At 42.5% G+C, this 18023-nt stretch carries 15 protein-coding genes, 1 riboswitch and 1 other annotated feature; all 15 genes read right to left on the bottom strand.

Annotation, left to right across the window (positions count from 1 at the left end):
• Window positions 1-28 precede the first annotated feature (28 nt).
• Window positions 29-505 (bottom strand): C40 family peptidase, encoded by a 477-nt coding sequence (locus ACIFSR_RS16940; protein ID WP_339202917.1) that lies wholly within the window; start codon window positions 503-505, stop codon window positions 29-31.
• Window positions 506-508: 3 nt separating this feature from the next.
• Window positions 509-643: riboswitch (cyclic di-AMP (ydaO/yuaA leader) on the bottom strand.
• A gap of 235 nt (window positions 644-878) precedes the next feature.
• Complete coding sequence (locus ACIFSR_RS16935) at window positions 879-2231, bottom strand: MATE family efflux transporter (protein WP_430058596.1); 1353 nt, start codon at window positions 2229-2231, stop codon at window positions 879-881.
• Window positions 2232-2309: 78 nt separating this feature from the next.
• A complete protein-coding gene (locus ACIFSR_RS16930) occupies window positions 2310-3209 on the bottom strand; it encodes a phosphoesterase (protein WP_430058593.1) in 900 nt (299 codons plus the stop codon).
• Between the two features lie 24 nt (window positions 3210-3233).
• Window positions 3234-4145: a carbohydrate ABC transporter permease gene (locus ACIFSR_RS16925; protein ID WP_430058590.1), complete on the bottom strand. Its 912-nt coding sequence runs from the start codon at window positions 4143-4145 to the stop codon at window positions 3234-3236.
• 130 nt (window positions 4146-4275) lie between these two features.
• Complete coding sequence (locus tag ACIFSR_RS16920; protein WP_430058587.1) at window positions 4276-5997, bottom strand: extracellular solute-binding protein; 1722 nt, start codon at window positions 5995-5997, stop codon at window positions 4276-4278.
• Window positions 5998-6088: 91 nt separating this feature from the next.
• Entirely contained in the window at window positions 6089-6949 is an 861-nt protein-coding gene (locus ACIFSR_RS16915; RefSeq protein ID WP_430059321.1) for an ABC transporter permease, read from the bottom strand.
• A gap of 131 nt (window positions 6950-7080) precedes the next feature.
• Window positions 7081-7806, bottom strand: coding sequence for a glycerophosphodiester phosphodiesterase (locus ACIFSR_RS16910; RefSeq protein ID WP_339202925.1), 726 nt, complete (start codon window positions 7804-7806; stop codon window positions 7081-7083).
• Between the two features lie 266 nt (window positions 7807-8072).
• Window positions 8073-8867 carry a DeoR/GlpR family DNA-binding transcription regulator gene (locus tag ACIFSR_RS16905; protein WP_339202926.1) on the bottom strand — a complete coding sequence of 265 codons (795 nt, stop codon included), beginning with the start codon at window positions 8865-8867 and terminating at the stop codon, window positions 8073-8075.
• A gap of 7 nt (window positions 8868-8874) precedes the next feature.
• On the bottom strand, window positions 8875-10641 hold the full coding sequence (locus ACIFSR_RS16900; protein WP_430058584.1) for a LamG-like jellyroll fold domain-containing protein: 1767 nt from the start codon (window positions 10639-10641) through the stop codon (window positions 8875-8877).
• A 5-nt stretch (window positions 10642-10646) separates the two neighbouring features.
• Window positions 10647-11213 (bottom strand): 5' nucleotidase, NT5C type, encoded by a 567-nt coding sequence (locus tag ACIFSR_RS16895; protein ID WP_339202928.1) that lies wholly within the window; start codon window positions 11211-11213, stop codon window positions 10647-10649.
• Window positions 11214-11463: 250 nt separating this feature from the next.
• Entirely contained in the window at window positions 11464-12549 is a 1086-nt protein-coding gene (gene asd, locus ACIFSR_RS16890) for an aspartate-semialdehyde dehydrogenase (protein ID WP_430058580.1), read from the bottom strand.
• A 143-nt stretch (window positions 12550-12692) separates the two neighbouring features.
• Window positions 12693-12953, bottom strand: a binding site (T-box leader).
• 179 nt (window positions 12954-13132) lie between these two features.
• Window positions 13133-14140, bottom strand: a complete 1008-nt coding sequence (locus ACIFSR_RS16885) for a FecCD family ABC transporter permease (RefSeq protein ID WP_430058577.1) — start codon at window positions 14138-14140, stop codon at window positions 13133-13135.
• Window positions 14137-15144: a FecCD family ABC transporter permease gene (locus ACIFSR_RS16880; RefSeq protein ID WP_339202933.1), complete on the bottom strand. Its 1008-nt coding sequence runs from the start codon at window positions 15142-15144 to the stop codon at window positions 14137-14139. The genes ACIFSR_RS16885 and ACIFSR_RS16880 overlap by 4 nt, the downstream gene beginning before the upstream one ends.
• Window positions 15145-15162: 18 nt before the next feature.
• Window positions 15163-16131: an iron-hydroxamate ABC transporter substrate-binding protein gene (locus tag ACIFSR_RS16875; RefSeq protein ID WP_430058574.1), complete on the bottom strand. Its 969-nt coding sequence runs from the start codon at window positions 16129-16131 to the stop codon at window positions 15163-15165.
• Window positions 16132-16268: 137 nt separating this feature from the next.
• A complete protein-coding gene (locus ACIFSR_RS16870; protein WP_430058571.1) occupies window positions 16269-17924 on the bottom strand; it encodes an AraC family transcriptional regulator in 1656 nt (551 codons plus the stop codon).
• Window positions 17925-18023 lie beyond the last annotated feature (99 nt).

Genomic DNA, 18023 nt, shown 5'->3' with positions numbered 1-18023 from the left:
GTAAGGTGGTTTGTAAAATCATTACGCTTTATTTAGACTCCATCATCGCAGCAAATGTATCTTCCGTTACGACACGCCTTGCTGTTACATAACGCTTTGCGTAATAAGAATCGTTAAGATTTGTAATCGTAACCCCTTTGCTTGTAGAAGAATGAGCAAATTTACCATCCCCAATATAAATGCCCGCATGAGAAACGCCTTTGCCGCTTGTGTTGAAGAACACTAGATCACCCACGCGTAGTTCATCTTTATTGACCTCTGTGCCTGTGTCTGATTGCGATTGAGATGTTCTAGGCAGCTTAACATCAAATTGATTAAAAATATGTAGAATAAAACCCGAGCAGTCAAACCCTTTGCTCGTTGTGCCTCCCCATTTATAAGGAGTTCCAACAACCTCGCTTATGGAATTCGTAAGCACTGACTTGTCCGACTTATCTGCAAGCACGCTTCCTCCTCCAGTAAGCAGCAGCAAGCAGGATAACAATAAAATAAAACCCTTCTTCAAAACAACTTCTCCCTTCGGTGCCTACGAGGTTAGCTTATGGGTTCGGTTGAAGATCCCTATGCTTAAATAAATACATTAAGCAATTCACCCTGGGTGGTTCCCCCGTTTCCGATATACAGAACTCGGCATGTGAATAAACCTTATAGTATCGTTAAATTCGATTGTTTTTACCATAATCCTGCAATTGGTTTATTAGAATACTTTCATTTTTCTTCATTATTAATATTTATTTAGCTGTTCACTACATGATTTTTGTCAAAGGTGCTGATTTTTTTGTCATTAAAATAGATGAATTTGCAATCACAATTTCAAAATATAACGGTTTAAACACAAAAAAAGAGTATCCGTATTTTCATACAGTTACTCTTTCTAGTTAAGCAAGTTTCGCCAAAATATCGACCTTTTGCCAAGAACGTCTCCTCCATCTGTAGAGCATCAGTAAAGCTCTTATCCATTCATCGATTGAAAAGGCCAACCATATTCCTACCAACCCCATGTCGAACACAATCCCGAACACGTATGCAAGCGGTACACTAATCCCCCACATGGATACTAACCCGGCAGCAACTGGAAATTTCACATCTCCAGCCGCATTTAGACAACTGATAAGCACCATGTTGCAAGCCCGAGCCGGCTCCAGCATAATCGATAACAACATGAGCTGCTTGCCTAACAATATAATTTCTGCATCATTAGTAAAGAGGCTGAGCAATAGACCTGAGAAGCTATAGATGAAAATACCAAGCGCAAGCGAAATGACAAACGCCAGCTTCAAACTTTGAATACTGGATCGATAAGCATCATCCTTCTGATGGGCTCCAATCAGATGTCCAACAATAATTTGCGTTCCTTGACCTATTGCCATTGAAAAAACAAAAACAAAAGAAGTTATGCTCTGCGAATAAATTTTTGTCGTTAACGCTGCCGTACCGATCAGCGTGATTAGATATGTGATTACAACCTGTGAAAGATTATAAGAAACATGCTCACCTGCCGAAGGAATACCTAGTTTAAATATAAGGCCAATATTTTTTCTTTGAATCTTAAATGGACTAATCAAGCCAACCTTATACTCCAAGCTTCGAATACATAATATCAAATAAGCGATCATCCCTATGGCACGGGTTATCCATGTAGATGCTGCTACTCCTTCTACACCTAAATTAGGTAAGCCGAAGGGCTCCATCAGCACCAGATAATTTAAAGTAATATGCAGTACATTTATCCCCAATGCGATGAACATCATTTCTTTCACAATACCGCGGCATCGTAAAATAGTACCTAACGTCATGCTGATTGCTGTGATGAAGACGGAGCTGCCGACAATCGATAAATAGCTGACTCCTTCTGCCATCACATCCTGGGGCACTTTAAAAAGCGCTAAAAACACGTCGGCATAGACAATCAATCCTACGCTAGCTATTAAACCAAGCATAACATTCAAAGTAAGCGCCGTTCTCCCGATTCGATCGGCGCCATGCAAGTTGCCTGCGCCGAGCCATTGATTGAGAATGACACTTGTACCCACCGTAACAAAGCCAAACATCAAGCCCACTACAACTAAAATCTGGTTAGCTATCCCAACCGCTGCCACTGCTCCATCAGAGTAGCTGCTTAGCATCATCGTATCGACCGTTCCAATCAGCATCCCAAATAAAGCTTCAATAAAGATAGGCCATGTTATCGAGATGATGCTCTGTTGGCGCGGATCAACCTGTTTACTCATTCAAATTCACATTCTTCCTGTTCATGTACTACCCTGCTGTTATCGTCAGACTACTGTTATCATGTATGAGAGTACACCCTATTTAACAAACAAGGGTTGAGAGAATGCGCCAAAACCGCCTTCCAAATAAACTGCCGCCCTTACGTAACCTTCGTCACCACGACACTTGTAACTAACGCTATTGAAACGACCGGAAGTCTCGTATAGTACATTTCCGTCTTTGCCGAACAAAGTTGCATATTTGTACATCCGGTCCAATCCTTCACTCGCAAGCAGCTTAAACTCGATCGTCCCATCCGTTGTATGGATAGATTCAAACCCATAGCCTGTGGAAACATAGAAGCTTCCGGATTTCATCGCTGCAGTAATACTCTCATTGGTGTTTTGCTCTGCGAGCACCATATTCCAAGTTCGTTTCTCTTGACCATACACATGAAAATCATCTCCGCCAAACCCCCATACTTTCCGCCCAGCTGAGAGCAGCGCATCCCATTTGTCAAACGCAATGTCGAACGCTGGATTTCCTTCGCCATTTACGATCTCGATTCCGGTGTAGTAAGGCATCGCGAGCATATCTTCAATCGGCCAATACTGCGAATAATAACGATTCGGATGAACGAGTACGCTCATTCCTCCTTGCTTCGTGCAAAGGTCAGAATACTGCTGATACCGTTCTACCGAAAACTCGTTGGAATAGCTGTCCATCATCGAGCGCGGAGGGTTAATGAGAAGCATATGCCTTTGCGGACTGCTAACCTCCATCGCTTCAAATACGGTCGTAATTGAACGTTTTCCTTCATGAACGGTAATGAAATCGTGGTCGGAAATGCCGAGGAAATCGTATTGCCCATACATCCGGTAAACCGTCTCAAGCGTTTGAGAGCCGCAAGCACTATTTGTCGTATGGTTATGGAAGCTCCCTTTCAGCCACATGCCCTCTTGTTTATCATAAGGATTTGAAATGATTACTTGTGTCATTCAATATGTTCCTCCGTTCCTGCCTTATTCTTTGACCGAACCGATCATAACGCCTTTGGCAAAATACTTCTGAATAAATGGATAAATCATAATAATCGGTGTGATGACGATAATAATCGTCGCCATTTTCAGCGAGTTTCCTGTCACCTGAATTTTGTCCAGCATTTCATATTGCGTCGAACCAGCCGCTTGCTCGAGCGTATTTCGAAGCGCATCTGCCCGGGTCAGCATTTCCTGCAGCAATGTCGATAGAGGCCGCAGATTGCTCTCTCGAACATAGAAGGCACCTGTAAACCAATCATTCCAATGCCCCACTGCGTTAAATAACGCGATGACAGCAACAACCGGCCTGCTGAGCGGCATGATCACCTTCATGAAAATTGAAAAATCATTATATCCATCAATTCTTGCAGATTCTTCGAGGCTCGGACTGATCTCTTGGAAGAAAGTCCGCATAATTATTAAATTCCATGCACTATACAAGCCCGGAATGATATAAACCCAGATTGTATTCGTCAAATGCAAGTCTTTCAACAACAAATAATATGGAATGATGCCACCGCTAAACAACATGGTGAAAAAAATAAGCATGGTAAAAAACCGAACGCCTGGCATCGCTTTTCTCTTTAATGCGTAAGCTGCCATAGCAGTCAAAAAGACGCTCGCTAATGTCCCGACAATCGTTCGGAACAACGAAATGCCGAATGCACTTACAATATTGGAGGATGAGAAAACTTCCTTATAGTTTTCAATAGACCATAATCTCGGCCACAAATAGATGCCTCCTCTTTCCGCATCTTTGCCTGAATTAAAGGACAAAGCAAAGATGTTCAGAAACGGAAGAATGATAGATAAACATAAAAGAATGATCAATACGTAGATGGCAATCTGAATTAATTTTTCTCCTGTAGAAATCTTATAAAATGGTTTATCCACGTTATTTGCACTCCTTCAACATTTGCGAAGCAAAACAGCCTCGGAAGCATGTCCTTAGCGTTAGTGGTCCGTCTCATCGCAGTACATTTCATGTACGAATGAAACAGACCACCAGCAGCTTTAATGAATGTTATAGTTCTACTTTTGTATTTGGATCGCTATCTTTTTTCTCAAGCAATGCTAAGTAATCATCCAAGCCTGCAGCCTTTAATTGTTCAGATGCTGACTCCAATATTTTCGTTACTTGATCCTGGCTTTTAGCATAATAAGCACGTTTGAGGCTTTCGTCATAATTATCAAGTGCAGCTTTTAATTCCGTTTCCTTCGCAAATTCGCCAAGGAAAGCCGTTGGAGCATACGTATCTGAGATTATTGCATTCGCTCTTTTCTCATCCCACTCCCAATACTCAGCAATCTTGAGCGGTCCCTCATTGATATTAGGTTTCGCAGCATTCCCGTATTCTGTTTCACCAAAATCCGCTATACGATCAACATCTGTATTGCCAAGAATTTCGCCCCAATAGTTGCCTACGCCAGCAAACCCAAGCGCTTTCGCGGCTTTCGAATCTTTATCTTTCAATTCCAATACTTCATTTTTTACAATCGGGTTGCCCTTATCATCAAGTGTGTAGTCTCTTCCTTCAATTCCGTATTGCCAGAGCAGCTTGCCTTCGCGGCTCGCCAAGAAGTCAGCGAATTTGACGATATCCTCAGGATTTTTAGTTGAAGAAGGAATTGCCCAAGCGCCGCCAGCCGTTTTATAGCTCAGCTTCATTTGGTAAGGCTTGTCCGCTTCATTTAATGGACCAATCGGCAAGTAATGCATATCCTTATTAAAATCAAGGTAGTTATGCATATCAGCAATAATCGCGAAGGAGCCGTTCAAAATACCTTCTGTTGCACGATTTTCTTCCATCGTATAAAACTCAGGATTCATCAGCTTTTCTTTCAGCAGCTTTTGAACAAACGCTACACGCTTGAGCGGGTAATCCGTTTGACTCTCGTGAACAATTTTACCTTCCTTATTCCGTACAAAGGTTTGGTTCACATTTACAGTCAAGTCACTATACAACGCTTTAACTTCTGTTCCACCCCAGTATCTTGGACCAATAACGCTGGCAATGTCTTTTCCATTGTTGTCTTTGAAATTTCCAGCTTTAATTTTTTGTGCCGCCTCATACAACTTCTCGGAAGTTGTAATCGTTTTTGGATCGATATTAAGCGCTTCGGCAATATCCTTGCGAATAAATGGTCCGCCTAACATTTTCCGCGTTTCATAGCCTGTTTCTCTCGAAACATTCATGTGCATGAAATAAGCTGAGCCGTTAAACTCTGGACGGAACATGACACCGTTTTTCGTATCAAGCGGCAGATAGCCATCTTCTAGATACTTGCTGTATACTTTCGTATCCTTCATAAACGGAGTCAGATCTGTGAACATGCCTTCGCGCGCAGCTTTTAGTACAACCGGCATTTCTGGTCGACCGCTATGATTCAAATAAAATCCGATAAAGTCTGGCAAGTCACCCGAAGCAAGTCCAGCAATTAAGCCGTCAAGCGAACGATTGGCTGGCATTATATTAATTTGATAATCAATTCCCGTTTTCTCTTTAATTTGTTTTAATACTTCCGGGTTCATCTCTTCCGTATAATCGTCTGCCCCCATAAAGATTAAGCCTTTAATTTTGCGGTCGGCAATCCAAGTCGCAGGTTTATCTTTGTTATCTTTGATGCCTTCCTGCTTGTTCCCTGAATTTGTTGAATTTGTTTCTTTGGCCGCACAGCCTGTAATTAACAAGGAAGCTATAATCGGAACCGTCAACAGTCTTGCCCAATTTTTGTTCTTAAACATGATATCTCCATTCCTACCTTCTCTTTTTAATTTATATGAAAAAACGCGGTTAAGCGTCTTTCTTCAAGGAAAAATGCTTCTATCGAACAAGTTACCAAACCGAAGTGCCGGACACTTTTCGTGCGAAACGATTGGCAGTGACTACAAGAACTAAAGCGATAACACCTTGCATCATACCGACTGCCGTTGCATATCCGTATTGGCCTTGCTGCAAGCCCACGCGAATCACATACGTATCCAGAATATCTACCAGATCACTGTTTCCTGGCATCTTGAGCAAATATAGCTGGTCGAATCCCGCTGACAAAATGCTTCCAAGCGATAGAATAAACACGATGAGAATGGTCGGACGAATCGACGGGAGGGTTATATGCCATATTTCCGCCCATTTGCTTGCCCCGTCAATTTTGGCCGCTTCATACATGTCTTGATTAATTCCAGCGATGGCTGCCAAATAGATAATGGAATCCCAACCGATTGTTTTCCATATGTGGCTGCCGAACATGATTTGATAAAAATATTTGGCTTCATTCATAAAGAATGTGCTGCCGTCCCCCCCAAAATAGGTGATCGCTTCATTAAGCAAGCCAGTATCCGGCGCCAATGTTCTTTGTACTAAACCAATAACGATGACCCATGACATAAAATGCGGTAAATACGAAATACTCTGGGCGATGTTTTTAAAGGCACGGTTTTTAATTTCATTGAACATTAGCGCAAGTAAAATCGGGAACGGCAAACCGAGAAACAGCTTCATTGAGCTGATGATGAGTGTGTTTTTGATCAGCGTCATACTTTGAACATCGTTGAAAAACTTTGCGAAATATTCGAAGCCGACCCATGGACTCTCAAGTATGGTTTGATTAAATTTGAATTCCTTAAACGCCAGAAGCAATCCGCCCATTGGGATATAGGAAAAAATAATGAAGGACGCTAGACAAGGCAGAAGCATGAAGTACAAATAGCGGTATAACCATATTTTTTTCAACAAATAAACAAAACGCTGTTTTTTTCGATTTCCAGTTGGAACTAAAGCCACTTTGGTTTGCAATGAGGGCTTCTCCCTTCGTTATCATTTTTGAATTAACCTGTTTCCATCTTTAATTGTTTCAACAGATTAACCTCGTTTGTCGTTATTTCGTCGACACCTAAATGAATCATCTCGATAAGAGATTCCCTATCATCAACGGTATAGACCCACACTGCCAAACCCAGCCTATGTGCGTATTCCACCAATTCGCTGCGGCAAGTTCGGTAATTCAGGTTTAAGCCGTAATATCCGCCTACATTTGCCCATTCGCAAACGATTCGCGCCCATCCGATATAGTCGAGTTCCTCTTGTTCAGTAAGTACATCCGGCGTGTTATAAAGAACCTTAATTCCTCGGTGGCGGTTCGAAATTTCGTCCGAGCACCCCGTAATAAAAACAAACTCCTCCATTTCAAAATTCCTTATGCTCTTAATCGCTGGTTCAATTACCGCTTCTGTTTTGATATCCAAATTGAGCTTTATCCCGTATTCCCTTGCCAAGCCTAGAACTTCATCGAGTGTAGTAATGGTGTGGCTTTCGTAAACTGGGCTGAGCTTTACGCGGTTTTCCGGCCGGTTCAATTGCTCAAATGTCAACTCGGCAAGCAGCGGGCTATGGTCATGCAGCAATACCACCTTACCGTCCTCTGTCACCCTAAGATCAACTTCTGCCACGTCTGCACGCATAGCTATGCTCTCCAGAAAGGAAGCCCTTGTGTTATCCGGTGCAGCACCGCTACCTGTATGGGCGCAAATGAGCGGAAAAGCTCGACAAGTCATAAAGCATTCTCCTATTCTTCTAATTTCAAAATTTCTCTAATGAGTAATTAATGAAGCACTTATTACTGTTGTTGTGATATTTATAGTGTAGTTAAAGATTGTTATCGTGGTATTTTCGTAATAATAAGGTATCATTAAGCCCGATGTTGTTGTTTGTTGTATAATTGTTCAATTTCAAGCCAAAAATCTAGCCGTACCTATATTTTTAGCTAATCATTTTCGCAAAATAAAAAAGAAGAACCGGAGCTGCGTCCGATTCTTCTCGCTTAATTGATTTGACTTGCGTTAATCCAAGTAATCCCTTTTATTTCGAGCTCTTGTGCCCATGCTTCAGGATGGTCCTTCTCACATACGACAACATCAATCGATTCTAAAGGCGCAATATGGCAAAATGCCTGTATACTAATTTTGCTGTGATCCGCTAACACGATCACTTCCTTCGCCTTCAATATAATCATTTTTGAAATAACGGAATCATTCATATCGTAATCGCTTATTCCTGTCTCGATTGAAATACCGCCTACGGAAACAAAAGCTCTATCCACGTAAAAGTTTTTAAGTATTTCCTGTGATATATGACCGCTGACTGATTGCTGCTCTGGCGAGATTTCGCCTCCCAAAATAATGACTCGTCCGTTAAACAGACCTTGCGTTAATGATTCCGTTAGAAGATTCGCTACCGTTAAGGAGTTGGTAATAACTGTTATCCTTTTTTTGCCTCGCAGAGCTCGTGCCATTTCATGAATCGTTGTACCAGTATCCATATAAATCGTGTTTCCGTCATTGATCAGATCTACCGCTCGCTGCCCAATCACCTGTTTAGCTTCAAGATTGAGAATTTGACGCTGCTGATAGGGTGGCTCGCCTTTCTCATATTGCACCTTTACAGCTCCCCCATATACACGTTTAAGCTTTCCTTCCTCCTCCAGCACAAACAGATCACGTCTAATCGTTTCAAGAGAAACCTGAAGCTGTTCTGCTAACGAAATGACCTGCACCTTCCCGAAGGTATCCAGCTGAACGAGAATATACTGTTTTCGATCTTCTGATAAAAGAGACATTCAAAGATCACTCCATTTCTAGCCTTAAGCTATTGTTCACAAAGGAAAACCGTTTTTTAAAATCAAATGAAATGGTAAACGAATCATATTTTCCTGTTAAATAGCGATAATCCGGATAGGTCAAAGATTCGCTTTGCCCTAACATGTCCACCCAAGGAGAATAGGTTTGAAAACAAATATGATTGTCGTTCTCGTTAAATTGAGCCAATCTCATCCAACCATTGCCGCCGCGGTAGCTGTCTTGATAATTGATTAGCAGCTGTATAACCTCGTGACCTGAATTGTTCTGCCTTGTTTGATGAAAATTGCCGTTATAATGCCCATTAGCCGTCATGAACACTTGGTTATAGGGAGCAACCAGCTCATCCCATATGATTTTCCCGTTTTCCGATTCATGTGAAATTAGATTCTGACTATCACCCGTTGTATATAAAATATCATGCGAAACAAGAATAGTTGGCATCTCGCTATGCTTTTCAAGCACTATTTTACACCATGCCATGTCCTTCATTAGATGCTGCATATCTACCATTAACCACAAATAATGATAGCTTCCAGCCTGGACAATGCCATATGAGCTATATCTTGATGGTGAACTGCCCTTATAATAATCCTTGCTGAGAAAACGTTCTGGGCCAAAATAATTCAAATACGTATCTTCCTCATTATAGTCATGATTTCCAGCTGTCATCAAATACGGGGTTCGCGACTGATCCATAGCAGAGATTGCACTGGAGGAACGTTCCCACTCCTCTAAGGCATCACTATGATCGACAATATCACCTACAAAGGCAGTCATTGCAATTTTGCTGCTCAACTCATTATTCACAATCCAATCAACCTGTGCTTCAAACATTTCCGGATTTAAGTAGACCAGCTTCTGAGCATCTGGAATAAAAGCGAAATTGTAATTGGTTTCCTGCTGCAAAAGTGAAACATGCTCATTCGTACCTTGAAGAACTTGCTGTGGACTAATGTTTTGCAACCAATCCGCTCTGTCCAGAGGCTCATTAGCAATACGGATTTCTCGAATGGTTCCGGAAAATAATTGATCCAAGTGACCGCCCCACTCCGATGCTCCAATATTCCATACTTTGCCTTCAACTCCAGAAACGCCGACAATAGATTTGGCAGGACTGCTGTAATCACAAATTCCGTTCACATACATGAGCGTTTGTTCCCTATCGTTCACAATTGCGATATGATGCCATTGTCCTGGATTCAAATAACGCGACCAGCTCGTTACCGAGGATGATCGATTCGTTGGATGACATATCCATTGGTATTCCTTGCAGTTCGAAACAGACAATGTCGCGAGCAGCTCATTTTCTCCCGAGTTGCCGATGTCAACGCCCCTGCCCTGTCTCGTAAGCACCCCCATCCAGCTATGTTTATCCTCATGAAATGGCTCAGGCAATTGAACGATTGCTTCAATCGTGTACCCATGTTCTAATCGGTCAAGGTTAATAGGAGCATTCTCCACCGTTTGAAAATAACTACCGCTTCCTTTAATACATCGATCATTTTGAAAAGTCAATCCCGCTTCGTCACGGCTTCCTTCCATCCATCCAAGCAGAACCTTATCAGGCTGCTCCAAAACATCCTGCGTCGTAACCATCTTAATATGATTCCCGCTGCCACTTACATCGTTTAAAACCAAATTCCTTTCCTCAATCGAACCAGACAATGTGTTCACAGAATCAAATATCCAATGCGTCAACACATTGACAGGCTGCTTCCGCTGCGGAATCTGCATGACACGTCCTTGTTCCATAGTGCTCAACCATCCTTCTCTACATTAAGATCGTCTGTTTGTCGTTCCTTGTCCATGAAATAATCCCTTACTTCACCCCAGTTATGCACCCGAACATACCCGGTCTTATGAATATTGTGCGGAGCATCGTAAAGAATGCCTTGACCTCGAAAACGTTCAAGCTGCTTTACATTGTCATCAATCAAATAATCAGCGTGAATGACACTCTTATTTCCGCAAAACACAAAATTCATATTGTTTAGAAAACTAAAGTGCTCGAGTAACCACTCGTACTTGGCTTTAAATGATGCCGGAACCTCCATCGCAGCAGTCGTAATATAAATCTCATAAAATTGACTGAGCTCGCGTATGACTTCTTGGCTATGTTCAATAACTTTTAGTTCGCGAAAAAAAACTTCATTGTCAAAACAACGGTCTATTTCTTTTTTTAGCTGAGGCCTCAATTCCGACAAGGTTGTTCCATGTAAATCCGTAATCAGCAGGTTATCGTTAAAATCCCTGTTGTACCATTCCAAATGCGCACCCGCAGTATCCGCCATTACCTCATCCATATCAATCGCTATGCGTTTCAATCCAATCTCTCCTTGTTCAAAGCATGTAATTGTTCAACAAAACAAAACGAATCGGTAACAAACAGTCTACATACCACAATTATAGGCACGAATTGTTTTCACCATCTCAAATACATATTAACTTACTGTAAATCTAATGGTGTGGAAAGCAGCTAAAAAAATCAACATGATACATAAAAAAAGACCATCCCAAAGGATGGCCTTTAATCATTATGAACCTGTTAATCATTTTAAAAAGCTTATGCGCTGCTTACTTTGCCTGAATATAGCCTTCTGCTTTAAGAAGCTCGGCAATCAGCACAGCACCGCCCGCAGCTCCACGTATTGTATTATGAGATAGTCCTACAAATTTATAATCGTATACAGAGTCTTCACGCAATCTTCCCGCTGAAACGCCCATGCCCTGTTCAATGTCACGATCTAGTCTCGTTTGCGGTCTGTTCTCTTCCTCAAAATACGTAATAAACTGTTTCGGTGCGCTTGGCAAGCCAAGCTCCTGCGGACGACCTTTGAATTGCTGCCAACGATCGAGAATTTCTTCTTTCGAAGGTTTGTTTTCGAATGAAACAAACACAGTTGCCAAATGTCCATCCAATACGGGAACGCGGATACACTGTGTTGAAATTAAAGGTGCGTTCGCTTTTACGATTTCATTATTTTCGATGCTGCCCCAAATGCGTAGAGGCTCCTGCTCGCTCTTTTCTTCCTCGCCGCCAATATAAGGGATGACGTTGTCTAACATTTCAGGCCAATCGGTAAAGTTTTTGCCTGCTCCAGATATCGCCTGATACGTCGCTGCAATGACAACTTGTGGTTTGAAATCAAGCAGTGCATGAAGTGCAGGTACATAGCTCTGAATGGAACAGTTCGGCTTAACAGCAATAAATCCAGTTTCTGTTCCAAGGCGCTTTCTCTGTGCTGCAATGACTTCCAAATGACCAGGATTAATCTCTGGAATGACCATAGGAATATCAGGCGTCCAGCGGTGAGCTGAATTGTTGGATACAACAGGCGTGCCTGTTTTTGCATAAGCTTCTTCCAACGCTTTGATTTCATCTTTTTTCATATCGACTGCACAAAAAACAAAATCGACCTGATTAGCAACTTCCTCTACTTTCGAAGCATCCAGAACGACAATATTTTTTACAGCTTCAGGAATAGGGCTGGTGAGCTTCCATCTGCCTTGTACCGACTGCTCGTAAGTTTTACCTGCCGAGCTGGCGCTAGCTGCAATAGCTGTAACCTCAAACCAAGGATGCTGATCCAGCAGGTCAACAAACCGCTGGCCCACCATGCCTGTTCCTCCAACAATACCTACTTTTAATTTTTGTGTCATTAGATATTCAATCCTTTCTATATCGTTTAATCATTCTGTAACTAACGATTCGAATATTTTAATTTGTTATACCTTATATACAATGTACGTTGAGTAAGCTTTGCACCAATAAAAAAAATCCCACCCCCAAGACTATGGTAAGTCTTAGGGACGAGATTAATATGCTCGTGGTACCACCCCAGATTCGTCAATATGTCGCCATATTAACCTCTTCAAGTACGGCTATGCAAGTGCATGCTTATACTCTAGCTCTGTAACAGGAGCTCCTGTCACACCATCCCCGTAACCCGGTTCCGATGTGCTGCTCTAAGTCTTTGTTCAATAAGGAACTCTTACTCCTTTTCAGCTAACGGAGCTCTCTGTGAAAGAATTCATTTATTTACTCATCTCTTCATCGCATTTGAATGTTGCGATTATATTATCAAAAATCTGTTCTAACGTAAACAACAATTTTTGAAAAGTAGAAAAAATTACACATTTGAGTAACTGTGCTCCGTTTAGTACAAGATCTCGAGATGCTGTTTTTTGCCCAAAATAGTGCATTGCTCTCTTCAAATATTCTTTTCATGAAGCTAGGACACTGTTATTTTTTGAGCAGTAAATAAACAAAATACGGTCCGCCGATCAATGAAACCATGATGCCGGCAGGTATACCGTCAGGATCGACGATATTGCGGCCAATCGTATCCGCCACTAACAGCAGTAATCCGCCGAGCAAAACAGCGACAGGAATGAACAGCTGATTGCGTGGACCAACCAATGCTTTCGCAATATGTGGTGCCATCAATCCAACAAAGGCAATTCCTCCTGTAACCGATACAGCTGACGCAGATGCTGCAACCGCGGTTAGAATCAACACGAGACGTTCCCGTTCAAGCTTTAGACCGACACCAACCGCTGTTTCTTCGTTCAATGAAAGAAGATTGAGCCGATGTGACTTATACAAGGTGAACGGAATGAGTAAGCACAGCCATGGAAGCAAAGCCCAGATGAACGGCCAATCCGCACCCCATATATTACCTGCAATCCATTTTGCGATAAAATCGACCTTCGAGCGTTCTGCTGAGGAAATAATTACGATCATAATCCCCGACAGCGCCATCGAGAAACCGACACCGACTAGTACCAGTCGAATGGGGTCAAGCCCACGTGTTCGGCTGTACGAGAAAAAATAGATTAGAGCCGCTGTGAGCAATGCACCAATGAAAGCGACTAACGGCAAAATATAAACGAATGTTCCTACATCGATCGGGAAGTAGAGAAAAAATATCGCGATAGCCACGCCTGCTCCAGAATTGATGCCGATTATTCCAGGATCTGCGAGATCGTTGCGAGTGACGCTTTGCAATATTGAACCAGCCAGTGCAAGTGCCATACCCGACAGCAAGGTGATCAAGATCCGCGGCAAACGTACGGAAAACAGGACAAAATCCTCTTTGAAGGTGCCATGGCCAAGCAGCACTGGAAGCAGTCTGTCAAACGACAGCTTTGAATACCCTACTCCCATGCTAATGACAGCTGTAACAACAATCAGTACAAAACTGGCTAGCAGAATCAATCGTTGTTTGCGAATGAGAGCTGACAATATCATGAGAATGCTTTCCCTCCTCTACGCACGACGAATAAGAAGAAAGGCAAACCCAGCATAGCAACTATAGCTGCTACAGGCGTCTCATAAGGTGCGTTAATCGTCCGGCTCAGCATATCAGCGAGCAGCATGAAGATTGCTCCTGCAAAAGCGGAGAAGGTCATGACATGCCGATAATCGGTACCTACGAACCTACGCACGATATGCGGAATCATCAAACCTACAAAGGCCATATTGCCAACAAGCGCAACCGAAGCACCAGTAAGTACAATAACTAGAACGAACAAAATCGCTTTGATCATCATCAGCTTTTGTCCAAGCCCCATCGCTACCTCATCACTCAGACTCAGTATGCCTACTTGGTTCGAGAGAATCAAAGCTGCCGCAATGCCAATAAGAATGACCGGCGCAATGGCTTGAAGCTGCCACCAAGTTGTTCCGATCAATCCTCCAGCAGTCCACATCGTTACATCCTTGGAAATTTTGAAAAAGATGCTGACGCCATCTGAGATCGCGTACAAAAAAGCTGAAACGGCTGCTCCAGCAAGTATAATTCGCATCGGAGACAATCTTCCTCGCCGAGTTGCGCCAAGAGCCATGACTAGCGCTGCTCCAAGAGCAGCTCCGAGGAAACAAGCAAGCATGATGCCGAAATAATTCAGCCCCGGTATGAATACAAAAGCCAGCGCGAGCGCCATGTTAGCGCCGGAAGTAAGACCTAGCAAGCCTGGATCTGCAAGTGGATTGCGTGTGACCCCTTGCATAATAGCGCCGGATACGGCGAAAGCAGCACCAATCAATATCGCTGCTATCGCACGAGGCAGCCGGATCTCGCGAAGGACGAGAATATTATCGTCCTTCACGTTGGTCGTGATAGCCAGCCACAGCTCTCGAAATGTCGTATCCGCTGCTCCGAATTTCATGGATAGAAAGAAGCTCAGAACAACCATGAGTAAGCAGCCTATGAGCTTATATGAAATTAAAACAGATTGTCGTTTACTTTTCATTGGACTCTCTTCTTTATTTTATTTTCCTAGAAAATTTTGAATGAAAAATTCTAATTGATATTCCATGCTAAGCGGGTCATTAAAGTAGAACGCTTTGGCATCAGCTTCAAAAACGTGTTGGTTTTTGACAGCAGCAATATTTTTGTACGTCTCTGTGTCTTGGAACGTATTGTCTTCATCTGCGTTTTTGCTGAAAATGACATAATCCCCACTGTAGTCCTTCAGAACTTCCGTTGAAACTGCGAAAAATCCTTCTGCTTTCGTCGCTTCTTTAACTTTCTCAGGCATGCCTAGCCCGAATTGTTGATAGAGGATTTCAGTTCCGCGGCCGAAATTGTCACCATAAACATAAAGCTGCTTATTGAATGTCTCGATAACCGAAACTGTCGCATCCGCACCGATTTTTGCTTTGATTTCTTCGCCAACTTTTTTCGTACGCGCGTTAAAATCATCGACCCAGTTTTTAGCTTCCTGCTCTTTATTCAACAGCTTGCCAATTTCAATCTGTTGCGTTAAGAAATCTACTTTGCCATAAGTATAAGTAACTGTTGGAGCAATTTGCTTAAGTTTGTCAATGTTCTTAATATCGGATAGTCCAATAATAAGATCTGGATTCAACTCGATAATTTTTTCAAGACTTTCATCTGTAACTGCTTCTGTATTTGCCAGCTTTTCTTTAAAGTTTGGGTTATCCTTGGACATTTCATCCACGCCGACAAGCGGCACACCTAACGCCATAACGTTACCTGTTAAGAACCTTGTAATTACAATGACGCGTTGTGGATTGGTCGGAACTTTCACAGGTCCATTTTCTGATTGATAAGTAAAGGTGCCCGAATCTGAAGTTGTTGATGGTGACGTCTCATTTTTCGGTGCATCCGTGGATGATACTTCAGGCGTGCTGCTTGCATTATTGTTTTGATTGCCGCCGCAAGCGCTCAGAATAAGAACTAAAGATAGAACGAACGGAACAAAAAGCTTTTTCATAAGATGACTCTCTCCCTTTTCTTTTGCTATCATGTATAGGCATTGAAAATAATTATCATTTTCATTACCATAACGTTATTATAGGGATGCATTATCCTCTGATCCATGCCTTTTTGTTGGGAAATTAACTTGGACTATTAGTTGCTTGTGAACAAAGATACAGCACGTTGAAGCTGCAAACGAATAGATACAGGATTGTATGGAATCCATTCATCATGACTGAGCAGATGTACGTTACCTTGCTGTACGGCAGGAAGCTGACTCCAATAATTAGATTTGAATATTACATCTGAATGAGCAGTTGATCCTTTCGCATCAGGAAAAACGATAACTAATATTCGATCACCAGCATATTGTGCAAGCTCCGATATCTTAATCGGAATGGAATGAAATTTATCGCCAAGCTTGTCCATATCCTCCTTGATCCGTGCAGGAGGCTGTAATCCGAGCGATTGATAAACCACACATCCGACATTGCGCGCTCCATAAACGAGCAAATGTTCAGGCTTGATGACAAGAATCGTTATAATTTCTTGCGCGGCTCTGCTTTGCTGAACCAAGGAACGCGCGAGCTGTTCCTCTCTCTGATACTCTGTTAGCCACTGCTCCGCTTTATCTCTTCTCTGTATAACTTGAGCGATAAGACGAAGATGCTCTTTCCAGCCAAATTCCATCCATGATATTTCCACAATAGGCGCAACTGCCCGTAATTGTTCTGCATTCAGCCCATACTCGTCCAAATGCTGTTTTGCCGCAATAATCAGCTCAATATTGTTTTCGAGCAATAACGATATTACTTGTTCTGCCGAACAGTCAGCGTTTATAAACATCATGGTTTGAGGCGATTGAAGTCCGGACGTATTCAAATATTCACTGCTGTCCGAGATGATTACCGCCGGCTCCAAACCAAGTAAAAGCAGATGGCTCGCATAGGGTGTCAGCAATACAGCCACTCTCTTGAAAGTGCCTCGGTTGTACGCCGAAGGTGCTGCCCCCGTTTCCTGTTTAAAACGCCGGCTGAGATAAAATTCATCCTTGTACCCAACCTTCAGGGCAATTTCCCTGAGCGTGCCCGAACCGCAAATCAATAGCTCCTTGGCACGATGCACACGAAGGCGCGATAAGTAATCGCTTGGCGAAAACCCGGTTAACTGCTTAAAGAGAATGGAGTAGTGGGACCGACTTACACCTGCAATTTCTGCTAATTGCTCACGCGTTATTTTTTCACTAAAGTGGCTCTCTAAGTAAGTAATGCTGCGTTCCATAGATGGTTTTTCGCTTGAGGCAAACTTAGCCTCTTGCCCCTCTAGCAATTGGAGAATAATTTGATGAAACACAATTTGATTTTGTACATGGCGGATTTCATTTCCTGGCAATCGGTGAATATATAGCTCCTCCACAGATGCTGTAATCGCAGGTTCATTAGGAAAAAAATGAACACTAGAATTTGATGCTGCCTCACTCTTTCTCATCATTGTGCCTGATGACTGAGAATTCGCCTGCTTTCGGGTATTTATAGCAAGCTTGTACATATGAAGAGGATGCATCATATTTGCACTCAGTACTGCCTCTGTGTTCGCTGGAACGAGGATAACGCTGCCTTCCATCAGCTCGTAGAGCTGATCCTTGATCCGAAGGCTGCCTTTGCCGCTAACAATTGCAATCAGCACCGTTAAGCTCTCGTTTATTTCATACATTGGGCGATTCGTTGTACTATAAATCGAATCAATACTCTCAGCCGTATATAATGGAAAGTGGGATTCTGCCCACTCCGAGTCAACATTTTTTTTCACAAATAAAGCCTCCAATAGTAAAAGTGAACACTTGCAGCGTATTCAGACCATATAAATGAGATGATAATGAAAGTCCTGATTATATTGTACAACCATAAG

It is taken from the genome of Paenibacillus sp. NRS-1760 (genome assembly GCF_050467785.1).
GTDB lineage: Bacteria > Bacillota > Bacilli > Paenibacillales > Paenibacillaceae > Pristimantibacillus.
The sequence above is the reverse complement of the archived record's forward strand: the minus strand, read 5'-3'. Positions and strand labels throughout refer to the sequence as shown.